Annotated in this window: 17 protein-coding genes; 9 read left to right on the top strand and 8 right to left on the bottom strand. The window is 65.2% G+C overall.

From position 1 onward, the window contains the following. Positions 1–113: 113 nt before the first annotated feature. Positions 114–986 carry an SDR family oxidoreductase gene (locus tag I6F24_RS02255; protein ID WP_036023013.1) on the bottom strand — a complete coding sequence of 291 codons (873 nt, stop codon included), beginning with the start codon at positions 984–986 and terminating at the stop codon, positions 114–116. 116 nt (positions 987–1,102) lie between these two features. Between I6F24_RS02255 and I6F24_RS02250 the strand changes: the two genes are divergently transcribed. The 3 genes from I6F24_RS02250 to I6F24_RS02240 all read left to right on the top strand — a co-directional run bounded on the left by I6F24_RS02250 (position 1,103) and on the right by I6F24_RS02240 (position 4,173). Continuing rightward, positions 1,103–1,912, top strand: coding sequence for a crotonase/enoyl-CoA hydratase family protein (locus tag I6F24_RS02250; RefSeq protein WP_109144462.1), 810 nt, complete (start codon positions 1,103–1,105; stop codon positions 1,910–1,912). A gap of 140 nt (positions 1,913–2,052) precedes the next feature. Then, a complete protein-coding gene (locus I6F24_RS02245) occupies positions 2,053–3,597 on the top strand; it encodes an acyl-CoA synthetase (RefSeq protein WP_225149909.1) in 1,545 nt (514 codons plus the stop codon). 171 nt (positions 3,598–3,768) lie between these two features. Further along, positions 3,769–4,173: a YccF domain-containing protein gene (locus tag I6F24_RS02240; protein ID WP_036023017.1), complete on the top strand. Its 405-nt coding sequence runs from the start codon at positions 3,769–3,771 to the stop codon at positions 4,171–4,173. A gap of 73 nt (positions 4,174–4,246) precedes the next feature. Here I6F24_RS02240 and I6F24_RS02235 read toward each other — a convergent pair whose 3' ends face one another. The 3 genes from I6F24_RS02235 to I6F24_RS02225 all read right to left on the bottom strand — a co-directional run bounded on the left by I6F24_RS02235 (position 4,247) and on the right by I6F24_RS02225 (position 7,431). Further along, on the bottom strand, positions 4,247–5,641 hold the full coding sequence (locus tag I6F24_RS02235) for a TRAP transporter large permease subunit (RefSeq protein ID WP_225127319.1): 1,395 nt from the start codon (positions 5,639–5,641) through the stop codon (positions 4,247–4,249). Positions 5,642–5,667: 26 nt separating this feature from the next. Beyond that, positions 5,668–6,231 carry a TRAP transporter small permease subunit gene (locus tag I6F24_RS02230; protein ID WP_109144460.1) on the bottom strand — a complete coding sequence of 188 codons (564 nt, stop codon included), beginning with the start codon at positions 6,229–6,231 and terminating at the stop codon, positions 5,668–5,670. 93 nt (positions 6,232–6,324) lie between these two features. Beyond that, entirely contained in the window at positions 6,325–7,431 is a 1,107-nt protein-coding gene (locus I6F24_RS02225) for a TRAP transporter substrate-binding protein (RefSeq protein WP_036006206.1), read from the bottom strand. Positions 7,432–8,658: 1,227 nt separating this feature from the next. Between I6F24_RS02225 and ppc the strand changes: the two genes are divergently transcribed. After that, the gene (gene ppc, locus I6F24_RS02220) at positions 8,659–11,457 is read left to right on the top strand and encodes a phosphoenolpyruvate carboxylase (protein WP_225149908.1); all 2,799 of its coding nucleotides are present in this window, start codon (positions 8,659–8,661) and stop codon (positions 11,455–11,457) included. A 70-nt stretch (positions 11,458–11,527) separates the two neighbouring features. Here ppc and I6F24_RS02215 read toward each other — a convergent pair whose 3' ends face one another. The 3 genes from I6F24_RS02215 to I6F24_RS02205 form a co-directional block, all read right to left on the bottom strand. Continuing rightward, positions 11,528–12,442 (bottom strand): SDR family NAD(P)-dependent oxidoreductase, encoded by a 915-nt coding sequence (locus tag I6F24_RS02215; RefSeq protein ID WP_109144458.1) that lies wholly within the window; start codon positions 12,440–12,442, stop codon positions 11,528–11,530. Between the two features lie 187 nt (positions 12,443–12,629). Continuing rightward, positions 12,630–13,769: a thiolase gene (locus I6F24_RS02210; RefSeq protein WP_225145124.1), complete on the bottom strand. Its 1,140-nt coding sequence runs from the start codon at positions 13,767–13,769 to the stop codon at positions 12,630–12,632. A 4-nt stretch (positions 13,770–13,773) separates the two neighbouring features. Beyond that, positions 13,774–14,187, bottom strand: coding sequence for a Zn-ribbon domain-containing OB-fold protein (locus I6F24_RS02205; protein ID WP_027558650.1), 414 nt, complete (start codon positions 14,185–14,187; stop codon positions 13,774–13,776). 176 nt (positions 14,188–14,363) lie between these two features. On the opposite strand from I6F24_RS02205, the gene I6F24_RS02200 reads away from it, so the two are divergent. The 5 genes from I6F24_RS02200 to I6F24_RS02180 all read left to right on the top strand — a co-directional run bounded on the left by I6F24_RS02200 (position 14,364) and on the right by I6F24_RS02180 (position 19,377). Next, positions 14,364–15,713, top strand: coding sequence for an amidase (locus I6F24_RS02200; RefSeq protein WP_225149907.1), 1,350 nt, complete (start codon positions 14,364–14,366; stop codon positions 15,711–15,713). Further along, a complete protein-coding gene (locus I6F24_RS02195) occupies positions 15,706–16,392 on the top strand; it encodes a DUF2848 domain-containing protein (protein WP_225149906.1) in 687 nt (228 codons plus the stop codon). Before I6F24_RS02200 ends, I6F24_RS02195 begins: the two co-directional genes overlap by 8 nt. A 280-nt stretch (positions 16,393–16,672) precedes the next feature. Beyond that, a complete protein-coding gene (locus tag I6F24_RS02190) occupies positions 16,673–17,419 on the top strand; it encodes a 2OG-Fe(II) oxygenase (RefSeq protein WP_036023029.1) in 747 nt (248 codons plus the stop codon). Positions 17,420–17,428: 9 nt separating this feature from the next. After that, positions 17,429–18,082 (top strand): DNA oxidative demethylase AlkB, encoded by a 654-nt coding sequence (gene alkB / locus I6F24_RS02185; RefSeq protein ID WP_036023030.1) that lies wholly within the window; start codon positions 17,429–17,431, stop codon positions 18,080–18,082. A gap of 53 nt (positions 18,083–18,135) precedes the next feature. Beyond that, positions 18,136–19,377, top strand: a complete 1,242-nt coding sequence (locus I6F24_RS02180) for an MFS transporter (protein ID WP_036023032.1) — start codon at positions 18,136–18,138, stop codon at positions 19,375–19,377. Here the strand turns inward: I6F24_RS02180 and I6F24_RS02175 are convergent. After that, a complete protein-coding gene (locus I6F24_RS02175) occupies positions 19,355–20,980 on the bottom strand; it encodes a thiamine pyrophosphate-dependent enzyme (protein ID WP_036023033.1) in 1,626 nt (541 codons plus the stop codon). The two genes, I6F24_RS02180 and I6F24_RS02175, sit on opposite strands and share 23 nt — an antisense overlap. Between the last annotated feature and the right edge of the window lie 7 nt (positions 20,981–20,987).

The raw sequence follows: 20,987 nt of genomic DNA, 5'->3' as shown, positions 1-20,987 counted from the left end.
CCTGTAGTTATGGGTCCCCGCCCCCTTGCGCTTTGCGCACTAGGCGGGGACGACAACTGGGGGCGTGGTGAAAACGTCAGCCCCTTACACGTCCGCGCATTTGCAATGCGCCGTCACCCCCGCTTCGCGCGGTCCTTCTCGTTCTGAGCCATGATGCTCTCGCGCGCGGTCTTCCAGTCGTCGTCGCTCCAGTCGCGGAGCTGGTAGAAGTTGCCGCCCATGGCGAGCGCCTGGGCGCCGTCCATGGCGATGGTCTCGCCGTTGATCCAGTCGCAGCCGCCGGAGATCAGGAATACCGCGACGTTCTGCAGTTCCTCCATGGTGCCGACCCGGCCCATCGGGTTCATCGCCCTGGTGCGCGCGCCGGCTTCGTCACCGGGCTTGATGCGCTTGCTCATGCCCTCGGTCGGGATTTCGCCCGGGGCGATGGTGTTGAGGCGGATGCCGTGTCGTCCCCATTCTGTGGCAAGCGACATCGTCATGGCGTGGATCGCCGACTTGCTCATCGCCGATGGCACCACGTAAGGCGAGCCGTTGCGCACCCAGGTCGTGGTGATCGAGACGACGTTGCCGGGCTGCTTCAAGGCGATCCAGCGCTTGCCGACCGCATGTGTCACGTAGAACGTGCCGTGCATGACGATGTTGGCGACCGCATCGAAGCCGCGCGGCGAGAGCTCCTCGGTCCGAGAGATGAAATTGCCCGCGGCATTGTTGATGAGGTCGGTGAGGGGGCCATCGCGGAAGATGCTCTCGATCATCTCCTCGACCGCAAGCGCGTTGCGGATGTCGACGCCGTGGCTGGTGACGCGGCCGCCATACAGATCCATCAGCTCGGTTGCGGTCTCGTCGCACACGATCTTGCGCCGACCGCAAATGTGCACCTCGGCGCCGAGCTGGAGAAAGCGCGCCGCCATCGATTTGCCGAGACCGGTGCCGCCGCCGGTCACGAGAATGCGCCGGCCGGCCAGAAGATTTTCCTTGAACATGGCTGTTTCCCCCGTAGGGATTGTCAGTTAATTGGTCGATTGACTAAATCCGGCCGCCGGCGTCCTGTAAAGCGGCACTGAACAAGAACAGGCAAGAACTAGGGGAGAATTCGTCCATGGAAGATCGCGTCTCGATCTCGATCTCGGAAGGCGTCGCCGATGTGCGCCTGGTGCGCGCCGACAAGATGAACGCGCTGGATCAGCCCATGTTCGAGGCCCTCGTCGCCGCAACCGACCGGCTGTCGAAGGAGAAGGGCGTGCGCGCCGTCGTGCTCTCGGGCGAAGGCCGCGCCTTCTGCGCCGGGCTGGACATGGGGCGTTTTGCCGCCATGAAGGAGAAGGGTGGCAACGGAATTCCGGGTGGCGAAAATCGCGATCTCACGGTGCGCACATATGGCAAGGCCAACTTCGCGCAACAAGCAGTGTGGGGCTGGCGCCAGCTACCGATGCCTGTGATCGCGGCCGTGCACGGCGTCGCCTTCGGCGGCGGCTTCCAGCTCTCGCTCGGCGCCGACATGCGCTTTCTCAGCTCGGATGCGCGCATGTCGATCATGGAGATCAAATGGGGCCTCGTGCCCGACATGGCTGGCACGCCGATCCTGGCCTCGCTGGTGCGCGATGACATCCTGCGCGATCTCACCTACACCGGACGGATCTTCTCGGCGCAGGAGGCGCTGGCTTACGGCCTCGCCACGCGCATCTGCGACGATCCGCGCGCTGCGGCGCTTGATGTCGCGCGCGAGATCGCAGGGAAAAGCCCCGATGCGATCCGCGCGGCCAAGCGGATGCTGAACAATCTCTCGGTCGATCCGGGCCCGGCGCTGCTCGCCGAATCCGTCGAGCAGCAGAAGCTGATCGGCAGCCCCAACCAGACCGAGGCCGTGCGCGCCAATCTGGAAAAGCGCGCGCCGAATTTTGCGGATTAGCTTTGGGTCATTCCGGGATGCGCCGTAGGCGCAGGCCCGGAATCCATCGAGCCGCATCGTTCGCTGTGAAATGGATTCCGGGTTCGATGCTGCGCATCGACCCGAAATGACGGCACAAACAACAACAAAGAAAAACAACAATGAGCCAAACGTCCCCCTTCCTCGGCATCGTCTCCGGCGAGCGCCGCCGCTCTCACGGCGAGGTCACTGAGCGCGCCGACCGCATCGCCTCCGGCCTCGCCAAGATCGGCGTCCGCCAGGGCGATTGCGTCTGCATGCTGATGCGCAACGACATCGCCTTCCTCGAAGCCGCCTACGCCGCGATGCGGCTTGGCGCCTATGGCGTGCCGATCAACTGGCACTTCAAACCGGAGGAGATCATCTACATCCTGAAGGATTCCGGCACCGCCGTCCTGATCGCTCATGCCGACATGCTGCACGGTTTGCGCGATGCGATTCCTGAGGGAGTCACCGTGCTCAGTGTGCCGACGCCGCCGGAAATCCGCTCCAACTACAAGATCGATCCGGATCATCTGACGAAGCCGGACTTCGCGATCGACTTCGAAGCCTGGCTCGCGCAACACCCGCCCTATGACGGCCCGATCGTGCCGCAGCCCATGAACATGATCTACACGTCGGGCACGACAGGCCATCCCAAGGGCGTCCGCCGTAACGCGCCGACGCCGGAGCAGCAGGCTGCCGGTGAGCGCATGCGTGCGATGATCTATGGGCTCAAGGCCGGCGCCCGCGCATTGCTGCCGGGGCCGCTCTATCATTCCGCGCCGAACTCGTTCGGCATCCGCGCCGGCAAGCTCGGCGGGGTGCTGGTGCTGATGCCGCGCTTCGAGGCGGAGGAATTCCTGCAGGCGATCGAGCACTACAAGATCGACACCATCTTCATGGTGCCGACCATGTTCATCCGCCTGATGAAGCTGCCCGAGGAGGTGCGCAGGACGTACGACGTCTCCTCGCTCCGCCACGTCATCCACGCCGCCGCGCCGTGCCCGGCCGACGTCAAGCGCGCCATGATCGAATGGTGGGGGCCGGTGATCTACGAGTTCTACGGCTCGACCGAATCCAGCGCCGTGACCTTCGCGACCTCCGAGGATGCGCTGAAGAAGCCCGGCACCGTCGGCAAGATCTCGCCGGGCGCCGAGCTGCGCTTCGTCGGCGACGACGGACGCGTACTCGGCGTCGGCGAGATCGGCGAGATCTATTCGCGCATGGCCGAGATGGCCGATTTCACCTATCACAACAAGCCGGAGAAGCGCGCCGAGATCGACCGCGACGGCTTCATCACCTCCGGCGACGTCGGCTATATCGATGAAGACGGCTACGTCTTCATCTGCGACCGCAAGCGCGACATGGTGATATCAGGCGGCGTCAACATCTACCCGGCCGAGATCGAATCCGTGCTGCATGCGGTGCCCGGCGTGCATGATTGCGCCGTGTTCGGCATCCCCGACGCCGAGTTCGGCGAGGCGCTGATGGCGGTGGTGGAGCCGCAACCCGGGGTCACGCTCGCTGCTTCCGATGTCCGCGCCGCGCTGAAGGCGCATCTGGCCGACTACAAGGTGCCCAAGCACATCGAGATCCGCACCGGCCTGCCGCGCGAAGATTCCGGAAAAATCTTCAAGCGCCGCCTGCGCGATCCCTATTGGGAGCAGGCGGGGCGGAAGATCTAGCTACTTCGTAGCCCGGATGGAGCGAAGCGTAATCCGGGATCTCTCGCCGTGGAAAGATCATCCCGGATTACGCTTCGCTCCATCCGGGCTACGCCCCGCGCGCTGGAAGCGTCCTAGCACGGACAAATTCCGAGCCTATATGGATGGGATCATCCACCTCCGGATCGTCCCATGGCCCCCGTTTCCATCCTGCTCAACATCCTCTGGATCCTCATCGGCGGCGCCTGGATGGCGTTCGGCTGGCTGATCGCGGCCGTTGTCATGGCGATCACCATCATCGGCCTGCCCTGGGCGCGGGCGGCGTTCAACATCGCCGTCTACACGCTGCTGCCGTTCGGCTCCCGGGCGGTCAACCGCTACGATGTCACCGGCGTCGAGGATATCGGCACCGGCCCGCTCGGGGTGATCGGCAATATCATCTGGTTCGTGCTCGCCGGCTGGTGGCTCGCACTCGGTCACCTCCTGACCGCGCTCGTCCTCGCCGTCACCATCATCGGTATCCCGTTCGCCTGGGCTCATCTGAAGCTCGCCGGCATCGCGCTCTGGCCGATCGGCAAGGTGATCGTGCCGGCTTAGGACGTTGCCTCAACATCGGCGCTCGGCGGCAGAGCGGAGCCGTGTGGCGCCGTCGCGGACTCAATCGCGCGGGCTACTTCTTTTTTGGTGTCAACCAGTCCTCGTCTTCCAGGGACGGTGCTTGTTTCTGCTGTTCCAGGATTTTTCTGTACTCCTCCGGGATCACCTGGCTGCGAGATGCTTCATGCAGCGTGTGCGGGAACCAGGTCGCAATGCCGGGGAAGGCAATCATCAGGCCAACGCAGATCACCTGCAGCACCATGAACTGGAACATGCCAGCGTAGATCGTTCCGAGGCTCCAGCCCTTGACCACCTGCTTGAGATAGTACGCTGACATGGCGACGGGCGGCGACAGGAAAGCGGTCTGCAGCACCACCGCAACCAACGCTCCGAACCATATGAGGTCGATGCCCATGCCTTTCACGACAGGATAGAAGATCGGCAGAAACACCAGGATGATGGCCGGCCACTCAAACGGCCACCCCAGCAGGAAAATGAGAAGGAGCACGACAATCAGCATGAGGCTCGGCGGCAACTGCAGGCCGAGCATCGTCTCGGTGATCCAGTTCGCTGAGCCAAGGCGGGCGAACACCGCACCGAAAATGTTCGACGTGACCGCCAGCAGGAGGACCATGCTCGACGTCGCCATCGTCGAGATCAGCGCCCGTTGCAGTCCGCTGAGCGAGAACCTGCGATATGCGATGGCCAGGATCAGCGCGCCGACGCTGCCGATGCCGGCGGCCTCCGTCGGCGTCGCAAGCCCCCCGATGATCGAGCCGAGCGTCGCCGTGATGAGCCCGAGCAGCGGCAGCGTGCCGACGGCCACCTCGCGTGCAATGTATCCAGCGGAGTAGATCCGCTCATCCTTTGGCACTGGCGGCCCGAGCTTGGGATTGATGAAGGAGCGGCCCATCAGATAGATGATGTAGACGCCGGCCAGCAGAAAGCCCGGTCCGAAGGCTGCAGCATAGAGATCGGCGACCGAAACCCCGAGCACCGGCCCCATCACGATCAGCATGACCGACGGGGGAATGAGAATACCGAGCGTGCCGCCCGCCGTGATGGTGCCCGCTGAAAGCTTGGCATCATAGCCCGCCTTCGTCATGATTGGCGATGCCATGATGCCAAGAACGGTGACGGCTGCGCCGACGATGCCTGTCGCCATCGCGAACACGGTCGAGGTCAGGATGACGACGAGGAAGAGTGCGCCGCGCACCGGCGCAAGCAGCATGCGGAACGCGGTAAAAAGGCGCTCCATGAGTCCCGCCTGCTCGGTGATGAAGCCCATGAAGATGAACAGCGGTACGGCGGCGAGAAGTTCTTCCTTCATCATGCCGATGGTCTGGAAGTAACCAAGCTCGAAGACCGTCCCGCCCATGCCCCAGTAGCCGAACGAGAAGGCGAGAAACAGCAACGTGAACGAGATCGGCACACCGATGAAGATCGCGCCCAGCAGCACCAGCAGCATGATGAGGCCGATGAGCGCTTCTGCGGTCATATCTCGACTTTCTCCTTATGCTCCAGCTCGACGCCGGTGCGCGCCATGTAGATGCTCTTGATCAACTCGGACACGCCCTGGACCAGCAGCAGGAGGCAGGCGAGCGGCACGACGAATTTGAACGGCCACAGCACGGGCCGCCAGGGAGTCTGGTCCGAGGTCTCGTTGATCAGCCAGGCGTAGTGGAATTCGTTCCAGCTGATCAGGAACAGCATGATCAGGCTCGGGAAGAAGAAGACGACATAGGAGATCGTATCGATCCAGCCCTTGCTACGGATCGAGAACTTCTCCCAGAAGAAGTCGGTACGGATATGAGCACCCTTGTGCAGCGCGTAAGCGGCGCCAAGCATGAAGAGCGAGCCGTACAGCATGTAGGTCGCGTCGTAGGCCCATATGGTCGGCGCGTTGAACAGGTAACGCGCTCCAACCTCATAGGCGACGGCGAGAACCAGCGGCACCGAGAGCCACGAGATGATCGTGCCGGTCCGGTCGGTGAAGCCGTCGATCATCCTGATGATAGCCAGAAGCGCCGGTGGCTGCCCGCCTGTTATCTCAGCCATGCCTCGCCCCTTTCGCCGATCATTCGTGCGGCGCAAAGCAGGCCGCCTGCGTGCGAATTGAGGGCGGTCAAATCGACCGCCCTCGGAGGAGTCCTATTTCTCGGTTGGGAAGTAGTAGTTCGCCATGAAGGAGTATGGCGGGAAGTAAGACCTCTTGTACGGCACCACAGCGCTGGCATACGCCTTCTGCGAGTCGTGCACCTTCTTGAAGAACGGGTTCCTGGCGCCCTCGGCCGCCGCGATCTCGTCCCACTTCTTGATGAAGGCCAGCAGGATCTCCGTCGGCGTGCGGAGGATCTGTACGCCGTGCTTCTGCTGCATCTCAATCAGCGCATCGGCGTTCTGGCGCTGCCACTTGGTCCACCAGACGAGGAATGTCTCGTTGGCCGCCGACTTGATGATCTCCTGATGTTGCGGGCTGAGCTCCTTCCACACATCGCCGTTGATGACGAGCTCGCCGACCGTCACGTTCTCATGCAAGCCGGGTGAATAGTGATACTTCCAGACGTTGTGGAAGCCGAGCTGCATGTCCTCGATGCCGCCGACCCATTCGGCGCAATCGATCACGCCGCGTTGCGCGGAGGGAATGATTTCTCCGCCCGGCATGTTGACCACCGTGAAGCCGAGCGCCTGCCACACTTCGCCGGCCATGCCGGTCTGGCGGCATTTCATGCCCTTCATGTCCTCGACCGTCTGGATCGGCTTCTTGAACCAGCCGAACGCCTGCGGCCCTGCAGGCAGGATTGGAAACACGACGAGGTTGAGCTTGAGCTCCTTCTGATAAAACTCGTTGTAAAGCTCGAGGCCGCCGCCGTGATAGAGCCAACCCATCACGTCCATGAAATCCATGCCGAAGGTGCCGCCGGGACCGCCGGTGAACAGGATCGCGGTCTTGTTCTTGCCGGTCCAGTAGCCGGCCCACGCATGCGCTCCGTCGAGCACCTTCTTGTTGGTTGCGTCCAGCACCTCGAACGCCGGCACGACCTGGCCGGCGGGCATCGCCTCGATCTTCAGCGCGCCGGCTGACAGCTTGTTCACTCGATCGACGAAATAGGTGAAGTTGTCATAGAGCGTGAGGGACGCCGGCCATGTGGCCTGCATCTTCAACACCTTCGTCTGCGCCATGACTGTTGTGGTGGATACGACAAACGCCGAAGCGATCAGGGCAACGGCGACCAGTCCCAGAAACATGCGTTTCATGAGCCATCTCCTCCCTTGGACAACGTGACCGCGGCGAACTATTCTCTTCGTTGTTCTTGGTCGCCAAGTCTTCAAACCACGTCTGTCATCATTCTGCCACCATCGCCGCAAGTTGTCATCTTGCTTTCTGGCCGTAGCAAGCGCTGGAATTGGACATGGTCGAGACGTCAGCTCTTGGCCACGAACCTCATTCGTTTGTTGCGCTGGCTGTCGGTGGCAAACCAGACGCCGGGGGCAGCCTTTGGCTGCGGCGGGACGGGGCCAGGCGATGCGGCGCACACCATCCCTCGCGTTGCCCGACGGGCAAAACACGCCAATGCAGGTCAAGTGGCGGGAGTGCAAATATTCTGATTGACCGAATTCGCTGTTTCGGGTAAACCGCAGCACATCCCGGCTCGTCAAAGGGACGTTTCGCGATCGTCACGATACGTAGGCCGGGATGCGATGGACGCGGCAGCGCCGGCGCGTGACGGGATGGCAGGGCGGGCAAACCCGTGAGCCATCGCGATCCGCGGCACGACACGGTGTGGTCACAGCGTTGCTTTTCGGCACTGGGGGCGAGCACGCGCGAGCTTCCGACTGTCCGGGGAGGGACGTCCGCGGACGGCAAAAGCGTGTGGTCCTGACGCCCGGGGTCTGTGCGTCAAGGCTTGCGGTGGTGAAGCGGCCCGACCGGGTGCGCGCATCAGTGATCCGCAAGGCGACGGGGGCAATAGTGCATCGCTCCCCGGGGAGAGCGCGCCATAAGCCGTAAAACCATTGCGCAGGGAAGGCCGGGATGTTCCGGCATCACCTGTGGTCACCCCGCGTGCGTCTTGTCGCGTGCGGACCTTGGGTGCCGGCTGGCGCCCGGCCTTCCCTGCGCCCTTGCTTCTCGATGAGGGCGAAACGGAAAGCAAAACTTCGGGCGCCTGCGCCGCGAGACCGCGAAGGCATGCTTATTATACGACTAGCTATTTTCTCGTGCCCCGGACGCAGCGCAGTGCGCCGCGCCTTCGCGGCGTGGTGCGCTGCAGAGCCGGGGCCCATTGCGGCGATGCGCTCTGAGGCTCCTGGGTCCCGGCTCGGCGCAGCAAGGCTCGAAGGCGTTGCTGCTTGTCCGGGACGCGAGATCGTCGCGCTCCGATCCACGGTGCGTCGCCCCCAACTTCATCTTGCACTGCGGTAGAAAAGTATCGCACACTCCGTCGGACCGGGCCGCCAAGGGCGCGAGCAGGGGAGCGAGCCATGTCCCTCCAGACCGTACCATCCGACAGCACTGAGCAGCGCCCCAACCGACCTGAGGATGTCCAGGCGATGGAGGCCGATGCCCGGCTGCGGGACGACATCCGCCTGCTCGGACGCATTCTCGGCGACACCGTGCGCGACCAGGAGGGCGCCGACGTGTTCGACCTGGTCGAGCGCATCAGGCAGACCTCGATCCGGTTCCACCGCGACGAGGACCGGCTCGCCCGCCGCGAGCTCGAGCAGATCCTCGACAGCATGTCGACCTCCGAGACGGTGCGGATCGTCCGCGCCTTCAGCTATTTCTCGCACCTTGCCAACATCGCCGAGGACCAGAACAACATCCGTCAGATGCGCGCGCGCGCGGCGGCCAAGAATGGCGGCTCCGGCGTGCTGGCGGAGATACTGGCGCACGCCAAGGCGGCGGGCATTGGTCCCGACCAGCTCCGCACCTTCTTCAAGACCGCGCTGGTCAGCCCGGTGCTGACCGCGCATCCGACCGAGGTCCGCCGCAAGAGCACCATGGACCGCGAGATGGAGATTGCAGCCCTGCTCGATCGCCGCGAGCGGGTTGCACTGACCGCGGAGGAGGCGGCTGCCAGCGACGAGCAGCTCCGCCGCGAGGTGCTGACGCTGTGGCAGACCAACCTCTTGCGCCGGACCAAGCTCACCGTGCTGGATGAGGTCGCCAACGGCCTGTCGTTCTACGACTACACCTTCCTGCGCGAGGTGCCGCGGCTCATCAACGCGCTGGAGGATCGGCTGGAGGAGAGCGGCGAGCAGGCGGCCGGCGAGCTTGCCTCGTTCCTGCGCATGGGCAGCTGGATCGGCGGCGACCGCGACGGCAATCCCTTCGTCACCGCCGACGTGATGCGCGGCACGCTGCGGCTGCAGTCGAGCCGGGTGATGCAGTTCTATCTCAACGAGCTGCACGTGCTCGGCGCGGAGCTGTCGATCGCAGCCCATCTCGCCGACGTCTCCGAGGAGCTGCGCACGCTTGCGGAGCGTTCGCCGGACACCTCGCCGCACCGGAGCGGCGAGCCCTATCGCCTCGCGGTATCAGGCATCTATGCCCGTCTCACCGCGACGGCTGAAAAGCTCGAAGTCGAGATCACGCGCCGGCCTGTCGGCAAAGCGGCGCCTTACGAGAGCGTCAGGGAGCTGCTGGCCGATCTCGACGTGCTGCATCGCTCGCTGATCTCCAACAACGCCCGCGTCATCGCGCGCGGCCGGCTGCGGCTCTTGCGCCGCGCGGTGGATTGCTTCGGCTTTCACCTGGCCCGGCTCGACATTCGCCAGAACTCGGCCGTCCACGAGCGCACCATCGCCGAGTTGATCGACGCCGCCAATCCCGGCATGTCCTATCTCGCGCTTGGCGAGGACGCTCGCATCTCGCTGCTGACCAACGAATTGCGCTCGACGCGCGCGCTGGTCTCGCCCTTCGTCAAATACAGCGACGAGACGATGGGCGAGCTCAACGTGTTCCATGCCGCCGCGGAAGCGCATGCGAAATTCGGCTCGGACGCCATTCCTCAATGCATCATCTCGATGTGCAAGGGCATGTCGGACATGCTCGAGGTCGCCGTGCTCCTGAAGGAGGTCGGCCTCGTCCATCCCTCCGGCCGCAGCGCCATCAACATCGTGCCGCTGTTCGAGACCATCGAGGATTTGCAGGCTTCGAGCAGCATCATGGACCGCATGCTGTCGTTGCACGATTACCGCCGGCTCGTCGACAGCCGCGGCAGCGTGCAGGAGGTCATGCTTGGGTACTCCGACAGCAACAAGGACGGCGGCTTCGTCACCTCGGGCTGGGAGCTCTACAAGGCCGAGATCGGCCTCGTCGAAGTGTTCGAGCGGCACCACGTGCGCTTACGCCTGTTCCACGGCCGCGGCGGCTCGGTGGGGCGCGGCGGCGGGCCGAGCTATGACGCCATCATCGCGCAGCCCGGCGGCGCGGTGAACGGCCAGATCCGCATCACCGAGCAGGGCGAGATCATCTCGTCGAAATATTCCAACACCGAGGTCGGCCGCAACAATCTGGAAATCCTCGCCGCGGCGACGCTGGAGGCAAGTCTGCTGCATCCGCGCCAGAGCGCGCCGCGCCGCGAATATCTGACCGCGATGGACGAACTCTCGAACCTCGCCTTCAAGGCCTATCGCGGCCTCGTCTACGAGACCGAAGGCTTCGTCGAGTACTTCTGGTCGTCCACCGTCATCAACGAGATCGCCACGCTCAACATCGGCAGCCGTCCGGCTTCGCGCAAAAAGACCCGCGCGATCGAGGATCTGCGCGCGATTCCCTGGGTGTTCTCGTGGGCGCAATGTCGCCTGATGCTGCCGGGCTGGTACGGCTTCGGCAGCGCGGTCGAACAGTGGATCGCGGAGCATCCAGAGCAGGGCATGCCGTTCCTGAAAGAGCTCTACCAGGAATGGCCGTTCTTCCGCATGCTGCTGTCGAACATGGACATGGTGCTAGCCAAGAGCTCGATCGCGATCGCCTCGCGCTATGCCGAGCTGGTGCCGGACGAGGCCTTGCGCGAAAAAATCTTTGGCCGCATCCGCCGCGAATGGCATTCCTGCATCGAGACGCTGCTCGACATCATGGGTCAGGACCGTCTGCTCCAGGGCAACCCGCTGCTGGAGCGCTCCGTGCGCCACCGCTTCCCCTATCTCGATCCGCTCAACCACGTGCAGGTCGAGCTCTTGAGAGAGCACCGCGCGCAGAACCCCGACGAGCAGGTGCTGCGCGGGATCCAGCTGACGATCAACGGGATTTCGGCGGGCTTGCGGAATACGGGGTAGGGCGAATTGCGAATGGCGAGTAGCGAATAGAAACCCTATTCGCCATTCGCCACTCCCTATTCGCGCAATCTCACACCGGATCCCAGGTGAAGATGTCGGCCGAACGATCGAGCTTGTAGAACGAGCCCTTCAGCGCCGGCATGCCGTGTTCCGCGATCGACTGCGGAGTCCAGCCTTCGCTCCGCTGCACCGAGCGGATCGGACGGTTCTGGCTGAACAGGAAGATCTCGTTCATGCGCACGCCAAAGATCTGGCCGGTGACGTCCTTGGCGGAATCGCCGAGCAGGTAGCCGCAGAGCGGCGCGATCTTCTCCGGGCCCATCTGCTTGATCTTCTCGACGCGCGCCTTCTCGGCGTCGGTCTCGGTCGGGATGGTGCCGATCATGCGGGTCCAGGCGAACGGCGAGACGCAGTTGGAGCGGACGTTGAAGCGGCCCATGTCGAGCGCGATCGACTTCGACAGCCCGACGATGCCGAGCTTGGCCGCCGCGTAATTGGCTTGTCCGAAATTGCCGATCAGGCCGGAGGTCGAGGTGAAGTGCACGAACGAGCCCGACTCCTGCTCGCGGAAGATGCGCGCCGCGGCGTGGCTGACGTAGAACGAGCCCATCAGATGCACCTTGATGACGGCTTCGAACGCTTCCACGCTCATCTTGTGGAAGATCATGTCGCGCAGGATGCCGGCATTGTTGACGACGCCGTCGAGCCGGCCGAAATGATCGGTCGCGGTCTTCACGATCTTGCTGGCGGGGATCGCTTCCGCGACGCTCTCGAAATTGGCGACCGCCGTGCCGCCGCGCTTCTTGATCTCCTCGACCACCTCCTCGGCGGGCGCCGCGTTCGCGCCGGCGCCGTCGGCGGCTCCGCCGGGATCGTTGACGACGACCTTGGCGCCCTCGGCGGCGCACAGAAGCGCAATCTCGCGCCCGATGCCACGGCCTGCGCCGGTGACGATGATGACCTTGTCTTGCAGTGATTTGCTCATGTGGGTTCTCCGCTATGCGTTCCGGCGTTTCTTACCTCGCCCCGCTTGCGGGGAGAGGTCGGATCGCATCGAAGATGCGATCCGGGTGAGGGGGTACAGGTCTCGCGGCCATCTCATCCGTGGAGAGAGGCCCCTCACCCCAACCCTCTCCCCGTAAGAACGGGGAGAGGGAGAGGCGAGCGGCGCATTACCTCTCGTTCGTAAACACGATCGTGCCACTCGCGGCGAACATGCCGCCGACACCATGGCACACCGAAATCTTCGCGTTCGGCACCTGTGCCGGCGCGATGCCGCGCATCTGGCGCACGCTCTCCTGCAGCGCGTACATGCCGTACATGCCCGAATGCATGTAGGACAGGCCGCCGCCATTGGTGTTGAGCGGCAGTTTCCCGCCGGGACGCGTGTTGCCGTCGGCGATGAACTGGCCGGTCTCCTCATAGGGCATGAAGCCGAGATCGCCGAGGCCGAACAGCGGCAGATGCGCGAACGCGTCGTAGATCATGAGATGGTCGACGTCGCCGTGGGCGATGCCGGCTTCCTTGAACGCCAGCGGCCCGGCGGTCTTGAACGCACGCGAGGAGTTGAACGTCTCCATCTGGCTGACCATCGGCGTCTCGACGCTCTCGCCGGTGCCCATGATGTAGACCGGCTTGCGCGGAAAATCCCTGGCGCGGTCGGCCGAGGTCAGGATCAGCGCGCCGCCGCCGTCGGTGACGAGGCAGCACTGCAGAAGCCGGAACGGATAGGCGATCATGCGCGAGTTGAGGACATCGTTGACCGTGATCGGCTCCTTCATCATCGCGCGCGGATTCTTCGCCGCCCATTCCCGCTGCACCACCGCCACTGAGGCAAGCTGCTCGTGGGTGATGCCGTAGGTCTTCATGAAGCGCAGCACGGGAATCGGGAACATGCTGGGCGGGCCGTAGACGCCGAAAGGAGCCTCGAACTGGCCGTTGAGGCTGTCGGCCGGCGTCGAGCGCGGCAGTTTGCCGATCATCGACTTGCCGCTCTCGGCGTGGGTGATCAGCACCGTCTTGCACAGACCCGCCTCGATCGCCGCCGCGGCGTGGCGGACATGCAGCATGAAGGAGCAGCCGCCGACCGAGGTGCCGTCCACCCAGGTCGGCTTGATGCCGAGATAGTGGCAGACCTGCTGCGGCGTTTCGACCGCGGTGGCAAAGCCGTCGATGTCGGACAGCTTCAGCCCGGCGTCGGCAATGGCGTTGAGCGCGGCATCCGCGTGCAGCTGGAGCTGCGAGGCGTTGGGAATGACACCGAGCTCAGTGGTCTCGGCCGCGCCGACGACGGCAACCTGGTTCTTGCGCATGGCCTTACCCCTTCGCCGGGCGGAAGACGGGAAGGGTGATCTTGTCGTCGAGCTCCTGGAACGCGACCTCGAGCTTCATGTCGAGCTCGAGCGCCTCGGGGGTCTGCGGGCAGTCGATGATGTTGCTCATCATCCGCGGGCCCTCGTCGAGCTCGACCACCGCGATGGCGTAAGGCGGCGTGAAGCCCGGCGCGGCCGGACGATGGTTGATCACGTAGCTGTAGAGAAAGCCCTTGCCGCTGGCCTTGAAGATGCTGACCTTGCGCGAGGCGCAGGAGGGGCAGAACGGGCGCGGCGGGAAGTAGACATGGGCACAGGCATCGCAGCGCTGCAGGCGCAATTCGCCGGCCTTGGTGCCGTCCCAAAAGTGCTGGGTCTCCGGCGTCGGTTTCGGTCGCGCGCGCTGCGGTTCGGCCATGTGGGCGGCTCCTCCCAAAAGCAGGCCTCGCGCCCGCCGGTTTCGAACTTGATGCGACAATCGACCATGGCGCGTCAACGGTCCAGCAATGCGCATGCATGCCATCATGCGCACAATGCTTGTGTCGAGCTGAGCCAGCGCTATAGATTGCGCGCGAAATATTCCGTGAGACAGACATGCCTGATTTTCCGACACTGGCGCAGCTTGCCGAAGACCTCGAAAGCGGCCGCACCACCTCCCGCAAATTGGTCGAGGCCTGCCTCGCCAGGATCGCCGACCCCGCGAGCGAGGGCCAGCGCGCCTTCATCCATGTCGACAAGGACGCCGCGCTCGCCGCCGCCGATGCGATGGATGCCTTGCGCAAGGCCAAGGCGGCGCCGTCGCGCTATGCGGGCATCCCGGTCTCGATCAAGGATCTGTTCGACATCAAGGGCCAGGTGACGCGCGCCGGCTCGCGCGCGCTGGATGACTCAGCCCCTGCCGAGCACGATGCCGCGACGGTGGCGCGGCTGCGCAAGGCCGGCTTCGTCGTGATCGGCCGCACCAACATGACCGAGTTCGCCTATTCTGGCATCGGCATCAATCCGCATTATGGCACGCCGAAGGGGGCCTGGAACCGCTCGGAAGGCCACGTGCCCGGTGGCTCGTCCGCCGGCGCGGCGGTGTCCGTGCTCGACGGCATGGCGCATGGCGCGCTCGGCACCGACACCGGCGGCTCCTGCCGGATTCCGGCCGCCTTCAACGGCATCGTCGGCTACAAGCCGACGCAGCGCCGCGTGCCGCTCGACGGCTCGGTGCCGCTGTCGTTCTCGCTCGATAGCATCGGGCCGCTGGCGCGATCGGTCAGTTGCTGTGCCATACTCGATGCCGTGCTCGCGGCCGAGCCGATCGTCGCCTTGAGGCCGCGGCCGATCCAGGGCATGCGCCTCGCGGTGCCCACCACGATCGCGCTCGACGATCTCGACGCAGAGGTGGCCAAGACCTTCGAGCGCGCGCTGAAGACGCTGTCCGATCACGGCGCCATCGTCGAGCGTATCGAGATGGCGGAGTTCCATGACGTCGGTCCGATGAACGCGAAGGGCGGTTTCGCGGCGTCCGAGAGCTATGCCTGGCACCGCTATCTGATCACGGCCAAGGGCGACGTCTACGATCCCAGGGTGGCGGTGCGCATCATGCGCGGCGAGGCGCAGAGCGCGGCCGACTACATCGACCTGCTCAACGAACGCCGCTCGCTGATCGCGCGCGTCAATGCGCGCATCGCGCCCTATGACGCCCTGGTGCTGCCGACCACGCCCAACACACCGCCGAAGATCGCCGACCTCGCCGACGATCAGGCGTTCACCCGCGAGAACATCCGCGCCTTGCGCAATTGCAGCCTGATCAACCTGATCGACGGTTGCGCCATCTCGCTGCCCTGTCATCGCGAGGGCGACGTTCCCGTCGGCCTGATGCTGGCGGGCGCAGGCGGCTCGGACCGCCGTATCTTCGAGCTTGCTGCCGGCATGGAGGCCGTCATTCGTGTTTGATCTCACTTTCACCGTCGATGCCCAGGACACCACCACGCCGCTGACGCTGGCGATCGACCAGCTGGTCATCGCCGGCTGGACCGGCCGCGACACGGTCGCGCGCGACAAGCACATCGCCGAGCTGGAGGAGATGGGCATCGCCCGCCCGGCCTCGACGCCGATCTACTACCGCGCCTCGGCGCGGCGGCTGACCCAGGAGGACAGCATCGAATGCACCGGTGGCGATTCCTCCGGCGAGGTCGAATTCGTGCTGATCGGCTGGCAGGGCCGCATCTTCGTCGGCTGCGGCTCCGATCACACCGACCGCAAGGTCGAGGCCTACAACGTCACGGTGTCCAAGCAGATGTGCGACAAGCCGATCGCCTCGACGCTCTGGGAGCTCGAGGACGTCATTGGCCATTGGGACAAGATGATCCTGCGCTCCTACGCCACCATCAAGGGCGAGCGCGTACTCTACCAGGAGGGCACGCTGGATGCGATGCTGCCGGTTACGGACCTCATCGCGCGCGGCTTTGGCGGCGGCAAGTTCCCCGACGGCTGCGCCATGTTCGGCGGCACGTTCGCCGCCAAGGGCGGCATCCGCCCGGCCGACCGCTTCGACTTCGAGCTGGAAGACCCCGTGCTGAAGCGAACGATCAGGCACGGCTACGACGTGACGACGCTACCGGTGCGGGGCTGATCTCTCTCCGCGTCATTGCGAGCGAAGCGAAGCAATCCAGGGTCTCTCCGCGGAACCAGTCTGGATTGCTTCGTCGCAAGGGCTCCTCGCGATGACGGGGAGACGATCATCGGAAATCGGGTGGTTGTGGCGCCCGGGATCTGCGACACCCGCTCCCGTCATTCCGGGGCGCGCCCACTTGGGCGCGAGCCCGGAATCCATACTCCCGATCGTGGTTATGGATTCCGGGCTCGCGACTTCGTCGCGCCCCGGAATGACGGATGTGAATGGGATGATTGCTATGGCCATCGCGAAACGCGTTTCCGCACCAGACTCCGTTCCCAACCTCGCCGACCATGTCGACGCCCTCGACTGGCCGCAGATCACCGCCGAGCTCGACACCCAGGGCTGCGCCGTCCTGAAGAACCTGCTGACGCCTGACCAATGCCGCGCCATCGCCGCGCTCTACCCGGACGATGCGCACTTCCGCAGCCGCATCGTGATGGGCCGCCACGGCTTCGGCCGCGGCGAGTACAAGTACTTCGCCTATCCGCTGCCCGATCTGATCGCGCAGCTGCGCCCGGCGCTCTACGCGCATCTTCAAGCCGTCGCCAATCGCTGGAACGAGGCGATGGGGATCGACATCCGCTATCCCGCCGCACACGCGGCGTTCCTGAAGCGCTGCCACGATGCCGGGCAGGCGCGGCCGACGCCCCTGCTGCTGCAATATGAGGCCGGTGATTACAATTGCCTGCACCAGGACCTCTATGGCGAGCACGTGTTCCCGCTCCAGGTCGCGATCCTGCTCTCCGAGCCCGGACGCGACTTCACCGGTGGCGAGTTCGTGCTGACCGAGCAGCGCCCGCGCATGCAGTCCCGCGCCGAGGTGGTGCCGCTGGCACAGGGCGATGCGGTCGCCTTCGCTGTGCATCATCGTCCGGTGCAGGGGACACGCGGCACCTACCGTGTTAATCTCCGCCACGGCGTCAGCCGGATCAGGTCCGGCCAGCGCCACACGCTGGGTGTGATTTTTCACGATGCCAAATGAGCGGAGCCGTTGACGGCTGATTTGTTCGATAGCGTCGCAGAAGCCCAACCGTCGCGCGAAAACATCGCCGATGGGGCCGTGCTGCTGCGCGGCTTCGTCAAGCCGATCGAGAGCGGGCTGATCGACGCCGTGCGCGCCATCGTGGCGCAATCGCCGTTCCGGCGGATGACGACGCCGGGCGGCCATCTGATGTCGGTGGCGATGACCAATTGCGGCGAGCGCGGCTGGATCACGGATCACACCGGCTATCGCTATGATCCCATCGATCCGCGCACCGGTGCGCCATGGCCGGCGATGCCGCCGCTGTTGGCCGATCTCGCCCGCGGCGCCGCGGAGCAGGGCGGCTTTGAAGGCTTTGCGCCCGATGCTTGCCTCGTCAACCGCTACGAGCCCGGCACGCGGCTGTCGCTGCACCAGGACAAGGACGAGCTGGACTATTCCGCGCCGATCGTCTCGGTCTCGCTCGGCCTGCCCGCGACCTTCCTGTTCGGCGGCCTCGCGCGCAATGACAAGCCGCGCCGCTTCCGCCTCGTCCATGGCGACGTGGTGGTCTGGGGCGGGGCCAGCAGGCTCGCCTATCACGGCGTCGCGCCGCTCGCCGACGGCGAGCATCCGCTGCTCGGCCGGAAGCGGATCAATCTGACCTTCCGCAGGACGCGCTGACGCGTTTCCTCGCCGCCTTCGCTCGTCTAAGCTTCGGGCGGGGAGGCGGCGACATGACCACCACACAGAACTCGACCGGCACGGGCACGGCGAACCGCACGGGGCTTTATCTCGCAGGCCTGCAATTGGTGTTCACGCTGGGCTGGACGACCTACGTTGTCTACCTGCCAAAGCTGGCCGCAGAGGTCGGCATCGCGCCGTCCGCCGTGATCCTCATCCTGATGCTGGATCAGGCGATCTTCACCATTGCGGACACCGCGATGGGAATCGCCGCCGACAAGCTCGCGCCCCATGTCGGCAGGCTCGGCCTGTTCGTCGCCCTCGTGACCGCGATCTCCTGCGGCGCCTTCGTCGCGCTTCCGTTCGTTGCCGGAGCCGGTGCGGCGGCGCAGGGCTGGTTCATCGCGCTGATCGTGGTCTGGTCGATCACGTCCTCCGCGTTGCGGGCGCCGCCGCTGACCTTGCTCGGCAAGTACCGCGCCAAGCCGCAGGTGCCGTTCCTCGCCGCGCTGACCATGCTCGGCTACGGCGTCGCCGGCGCGCTCTCGCCCTATCTCGGCGTGGTGCTGCGCGAGCACGATGCGCGGTTGCCGTTCGTGATCTCCAGCGTGGTGCTGCTCCTGACCGCGCTCGGGCTGTCCAGGATCGAGCACGACGTGGCGCGCGACACCGTTCCGCCCACACCGGACGAAGCGGCAGAGCCGCTCGGTCTCGTCCCGATCGCCTTCATCGTCGCGATGGTCGCGCTCGCACTCGGCTACCAGCTGCACTTTGCCATGAACAGCGCACCGTTCTATCTGCGCTTTGCAGCTCCCGGCGACCTGCAATGGCTGATGCCGGTGTTCTGGATCGGCTTCAACATCGCGATGTTTCCGGCAAGCCTCGTCGTCAAGCATCGCGGCGGCCTCGTCGTGATGGGCGCCGCCGGCCTGTTCGGTGCGGTGGCGATTGCGGCGGCCGAGTTCGCCGGCAATCTCAACATGCTGATCGCCGCGCAATTTCTCGCCGGAGCTGCCTGGGGCTGCATGCTGATGAGCGCGGTCTCGGCTGCGCTCGCGATCGGCTCGACCGGCGCGGAAGGCAAGGTCACGGGCCTCGTCTTCTCCGCGCTTGCCCTCGGCACCTTCGCGCGGATGGCGGCGGTTGCCGGCGGCCTGCAGAAGATGCCGGAATACGCGCCGCTGCTGCACTGGGCGCCGGTCGCCTGCTGGTCGGTCGCAGGCGCCGGTCTGCTGGTGATTGCAGCCGCGCGGCTGCAGGGAAGGTCCGGCCTCAAGGCTTCGGCGGGTGAATGAAGGCCCACGGGCTGACTTCGGAATCCCTGGGCACCTCGACGGAAATCAGCACCGGCCCGCCGTGGCCAAGCGCCTTCTCCATCGCCGCCTTGAACTGCTCCGGCGCGGTGACGCGCGCAGCAGTCACGCCAAAGGACGCCGCGAGCTTTACGAAATCCGGATTGACGAGGTCGGACGCCACTACGCGGCCATCGAAATGCTGGCGTTGGTCGCGGCGGACATTGCCGTAGGCGTTGTTGTTGAACACCAGCGTCACCACGCCGATGTTGAACTGCACGGCGGTGGCAAGCTCCTGCACGCCGAACATGAAGCCGCCGTCCCCGGTGATGGCCACCACCGGCTTGTCGGGATTGGCGACCTTGGCGCCGAGCGCGGTCGGGAAACCCGAGCCGAGCGTGCCCTGGTAGCCCGAGGTGATGAAGGTGCGCGGCTGGTACACCGGAAAGCCGTACCAGGAGGCGAAGCCGACCTGCGATAGTTCGTCGGTGACGATCGCGTTCGCCGGCAGTACCTCGCGCAGGATGTTGAGATAGGCCATCTGCGGCTGGACCCGCTGGATCTCGGCTTGCGCGGCCGCGGTGGCCTCGCGGATCGTGCCGCGCCGTCCGGAGGTCTTGCTGTAGCCGGCCTTGCCCACGGCGGCAGCGAGATCGCGGGTCGCGGCCCTGGCGTCGGCGACGATCGCAGTGTCGGACGAGAACCGCCGCATCTCGACCGGATCGATGTCGATGCGGATGCTCTTCAGGCCAGCGGGCCGGTACGGCCAGCGCGACATGGTCGGCAGCTCCAGCCGCGTGCCGATGCCGATCATGAGATCGGTGTTCGGCCACAGCCTGTAGGCCGCGGCCATGGTGAGCCCGAGCTCGTGCGCATTGGAGACGATGCCGCGGCCGCTACGGAAGGCGACCACGGGCGCATCGATCATCTCGGCGAGTTCGAGGATCTCCTCACCCGCTTCGATCGCGCCGCTGCCGACGAAAATCATCGGCGCCTTGCTGGTCCTGATGAGCGCGGCGGCCTGCTTGATCATATCAGGATCGGGCTGCGGCGCCGGCAGCGGCTCCAGCACCTGCGCAGGCACTGTTGCCGCGCGCTGCGTGAAGACGTCCCAGGGCATCTCGACCGAGGCGGGGCCGCGCCGTCCCGACATCATCTCCTGGAACGCGCGTGCCACGATCGTCGGCGCATTGCCGGGATATTCGATGCGCTCGGCCCATTTCACATAGGTGCGCAAGGTTGCGAGCTGGTCCGGCATCTCATGCAGATGGCCGCGACCCTTGCCCAGGAACGAAGTCGGCACCTGGCCGGTGACGCACAGCACCGGCTCGTTGCAGCCGAACGCGGTGAGCAGCGCCGCGCTGGCATTGAGCACGCCCGGGCCGGGTACCACGCTGAACACGCCGGGCCGGCCGCTGGAGCGCGCATAGCCGAATGCCATGTAGCCGCAGGCCTGCTCGTGCCGCGCGCCGATCACCTTGAGCTGGGCCTGGTGGAAGGCGTCGAACAGGCCGTAGACCTGCGCGCCGGGCAGGCCGAACACGGTGTCGACGCCGTGGGCGACAAGCCCGCTTACGATCGCTTCGCCGCCGGTGAGGCTGGTCATTTGGCTA

The sequence above is a fragment of the Bradyrhizobium sp. BRP23 genome, assembly GCF_020194135.1.
Taxonomy (GTDB): domain Bacteria; phylum Pseudomonadota; class Alphaproteobacteria; order Rhizobiales; family Xanthobacteraceae; genus Bradyrhizobium; species Bradyrhizobium yuanmingense.
Note: the sequence above shows the minus strand (reverse complement) of the source record. Positions and strands in the feature narration are given on the sequence as shown.

Bases quoted from the DNA above. Each gene is read 5' to 3' on its own strand.
- I6F24_RS02255 (WP_036023013.1), bottom strand. From the start codon at position 986: ATGTTCAAGGAAAATCTTCTGGCCGGCCGGCGCATTCTCGTGACCGGC.
- I6F24_RS02250 (WP_109144462.1), top strand. From the start codon at position 1,103: ATGGAAGATCGCGTCTCGATCTCGATCTCGGAAGGCGTCGCCGATGTG.
- I6F24_RS02245 (WP_225149909.1), top strand. From the start codon at position 2,053: ATGAGCCAAACGTCCCCCTTCCTCGGCATCGTCTCCGGCGAGCGCCGC.
- I6F24_RS02240 (WP_036023017.1), top strand. From the start codon at position 3,769: ATGGCCCCCGTTTCCATCCTGCTCAACATCCTCTGGATCCTCATCGGC.
- I6F24_RS02235 (WP_225127319.1), bottom strand. From the start codon at position 5,641: ATGCTGCTGGTGCTGCTGGGCGCGATCTTCATCGGTGTGCCGATCTCG.
- I6F24_RS02230 (WP_109144460.1), bottom strand. From the start codon at position 6,231: ATGGCTGAGATAACAGGCGGGCAGCCACCGGCGCTTCTGGCTATCATC.
- I6F24_RS02225 (WP_036006206.1), bottom strand. From the start codon at position 7,431: ATGAAACGCATGTTTCTGGGACTGGTCGCCGTTGCCCTGATCGCTTCG.
- ppc (WP_225149908.1), top strand. From the start codon at position 8,659: ATGTCCCTCCAGACCGTACCATCCGACAGCACTGAGCAGCGCCCCAAC.
- I6F24_RS02215 (WP_109144458.1), bottom strand. From the start codon at position 12,442: ATGAGCAAATCACTGCAAGACAAGGTCATCATCGTCACCGGCGCAGGC.
- I6F24_RS02210 (WP_225145124.1), bottom strand. From the start codon at position 13,769: ATGCGCAAGAACCAGGTTGCCGTCGTCGGCGCGGCCGAGACCACTGAG.
- I6F24_RS02205 (WP_027558650.1), bottom strand. From the start codon at position 14,187: ATGGCCGAACCGCAGCGCGCGCGACCGAAACCGACGCCGGAGACCCAG.
- I6F24_RS02200 (WP_225149907.1), top strand. From the start codon at position 14,364: ATGCCTGATTTTCCGACACTGGCGCAGCTTGCCGAAGACCTCGAAAGC.
- I6F24_RS02190 (WP_036023029.1), top strand. From the start codon at position 16,673: ATGGCCATCGCGAAACGCGTTTCCGCACCAGACTCCGTTCCCAACCTC.
- I6F24_RS02180 (WP_036023032.1), top strand. From the start codon at position 18,136: ATGACCACCACACAGAACTCGACCGGCACGGGCACGGCGAACCGCACG.
- I6F24_RS02175 (WP_036023033.1), bottom strand. From the start codon at position 20,980: ATGACCAGCCTCACCGGCGGCGAAGCGATCGTAAGCGGGCTTGTCGCC.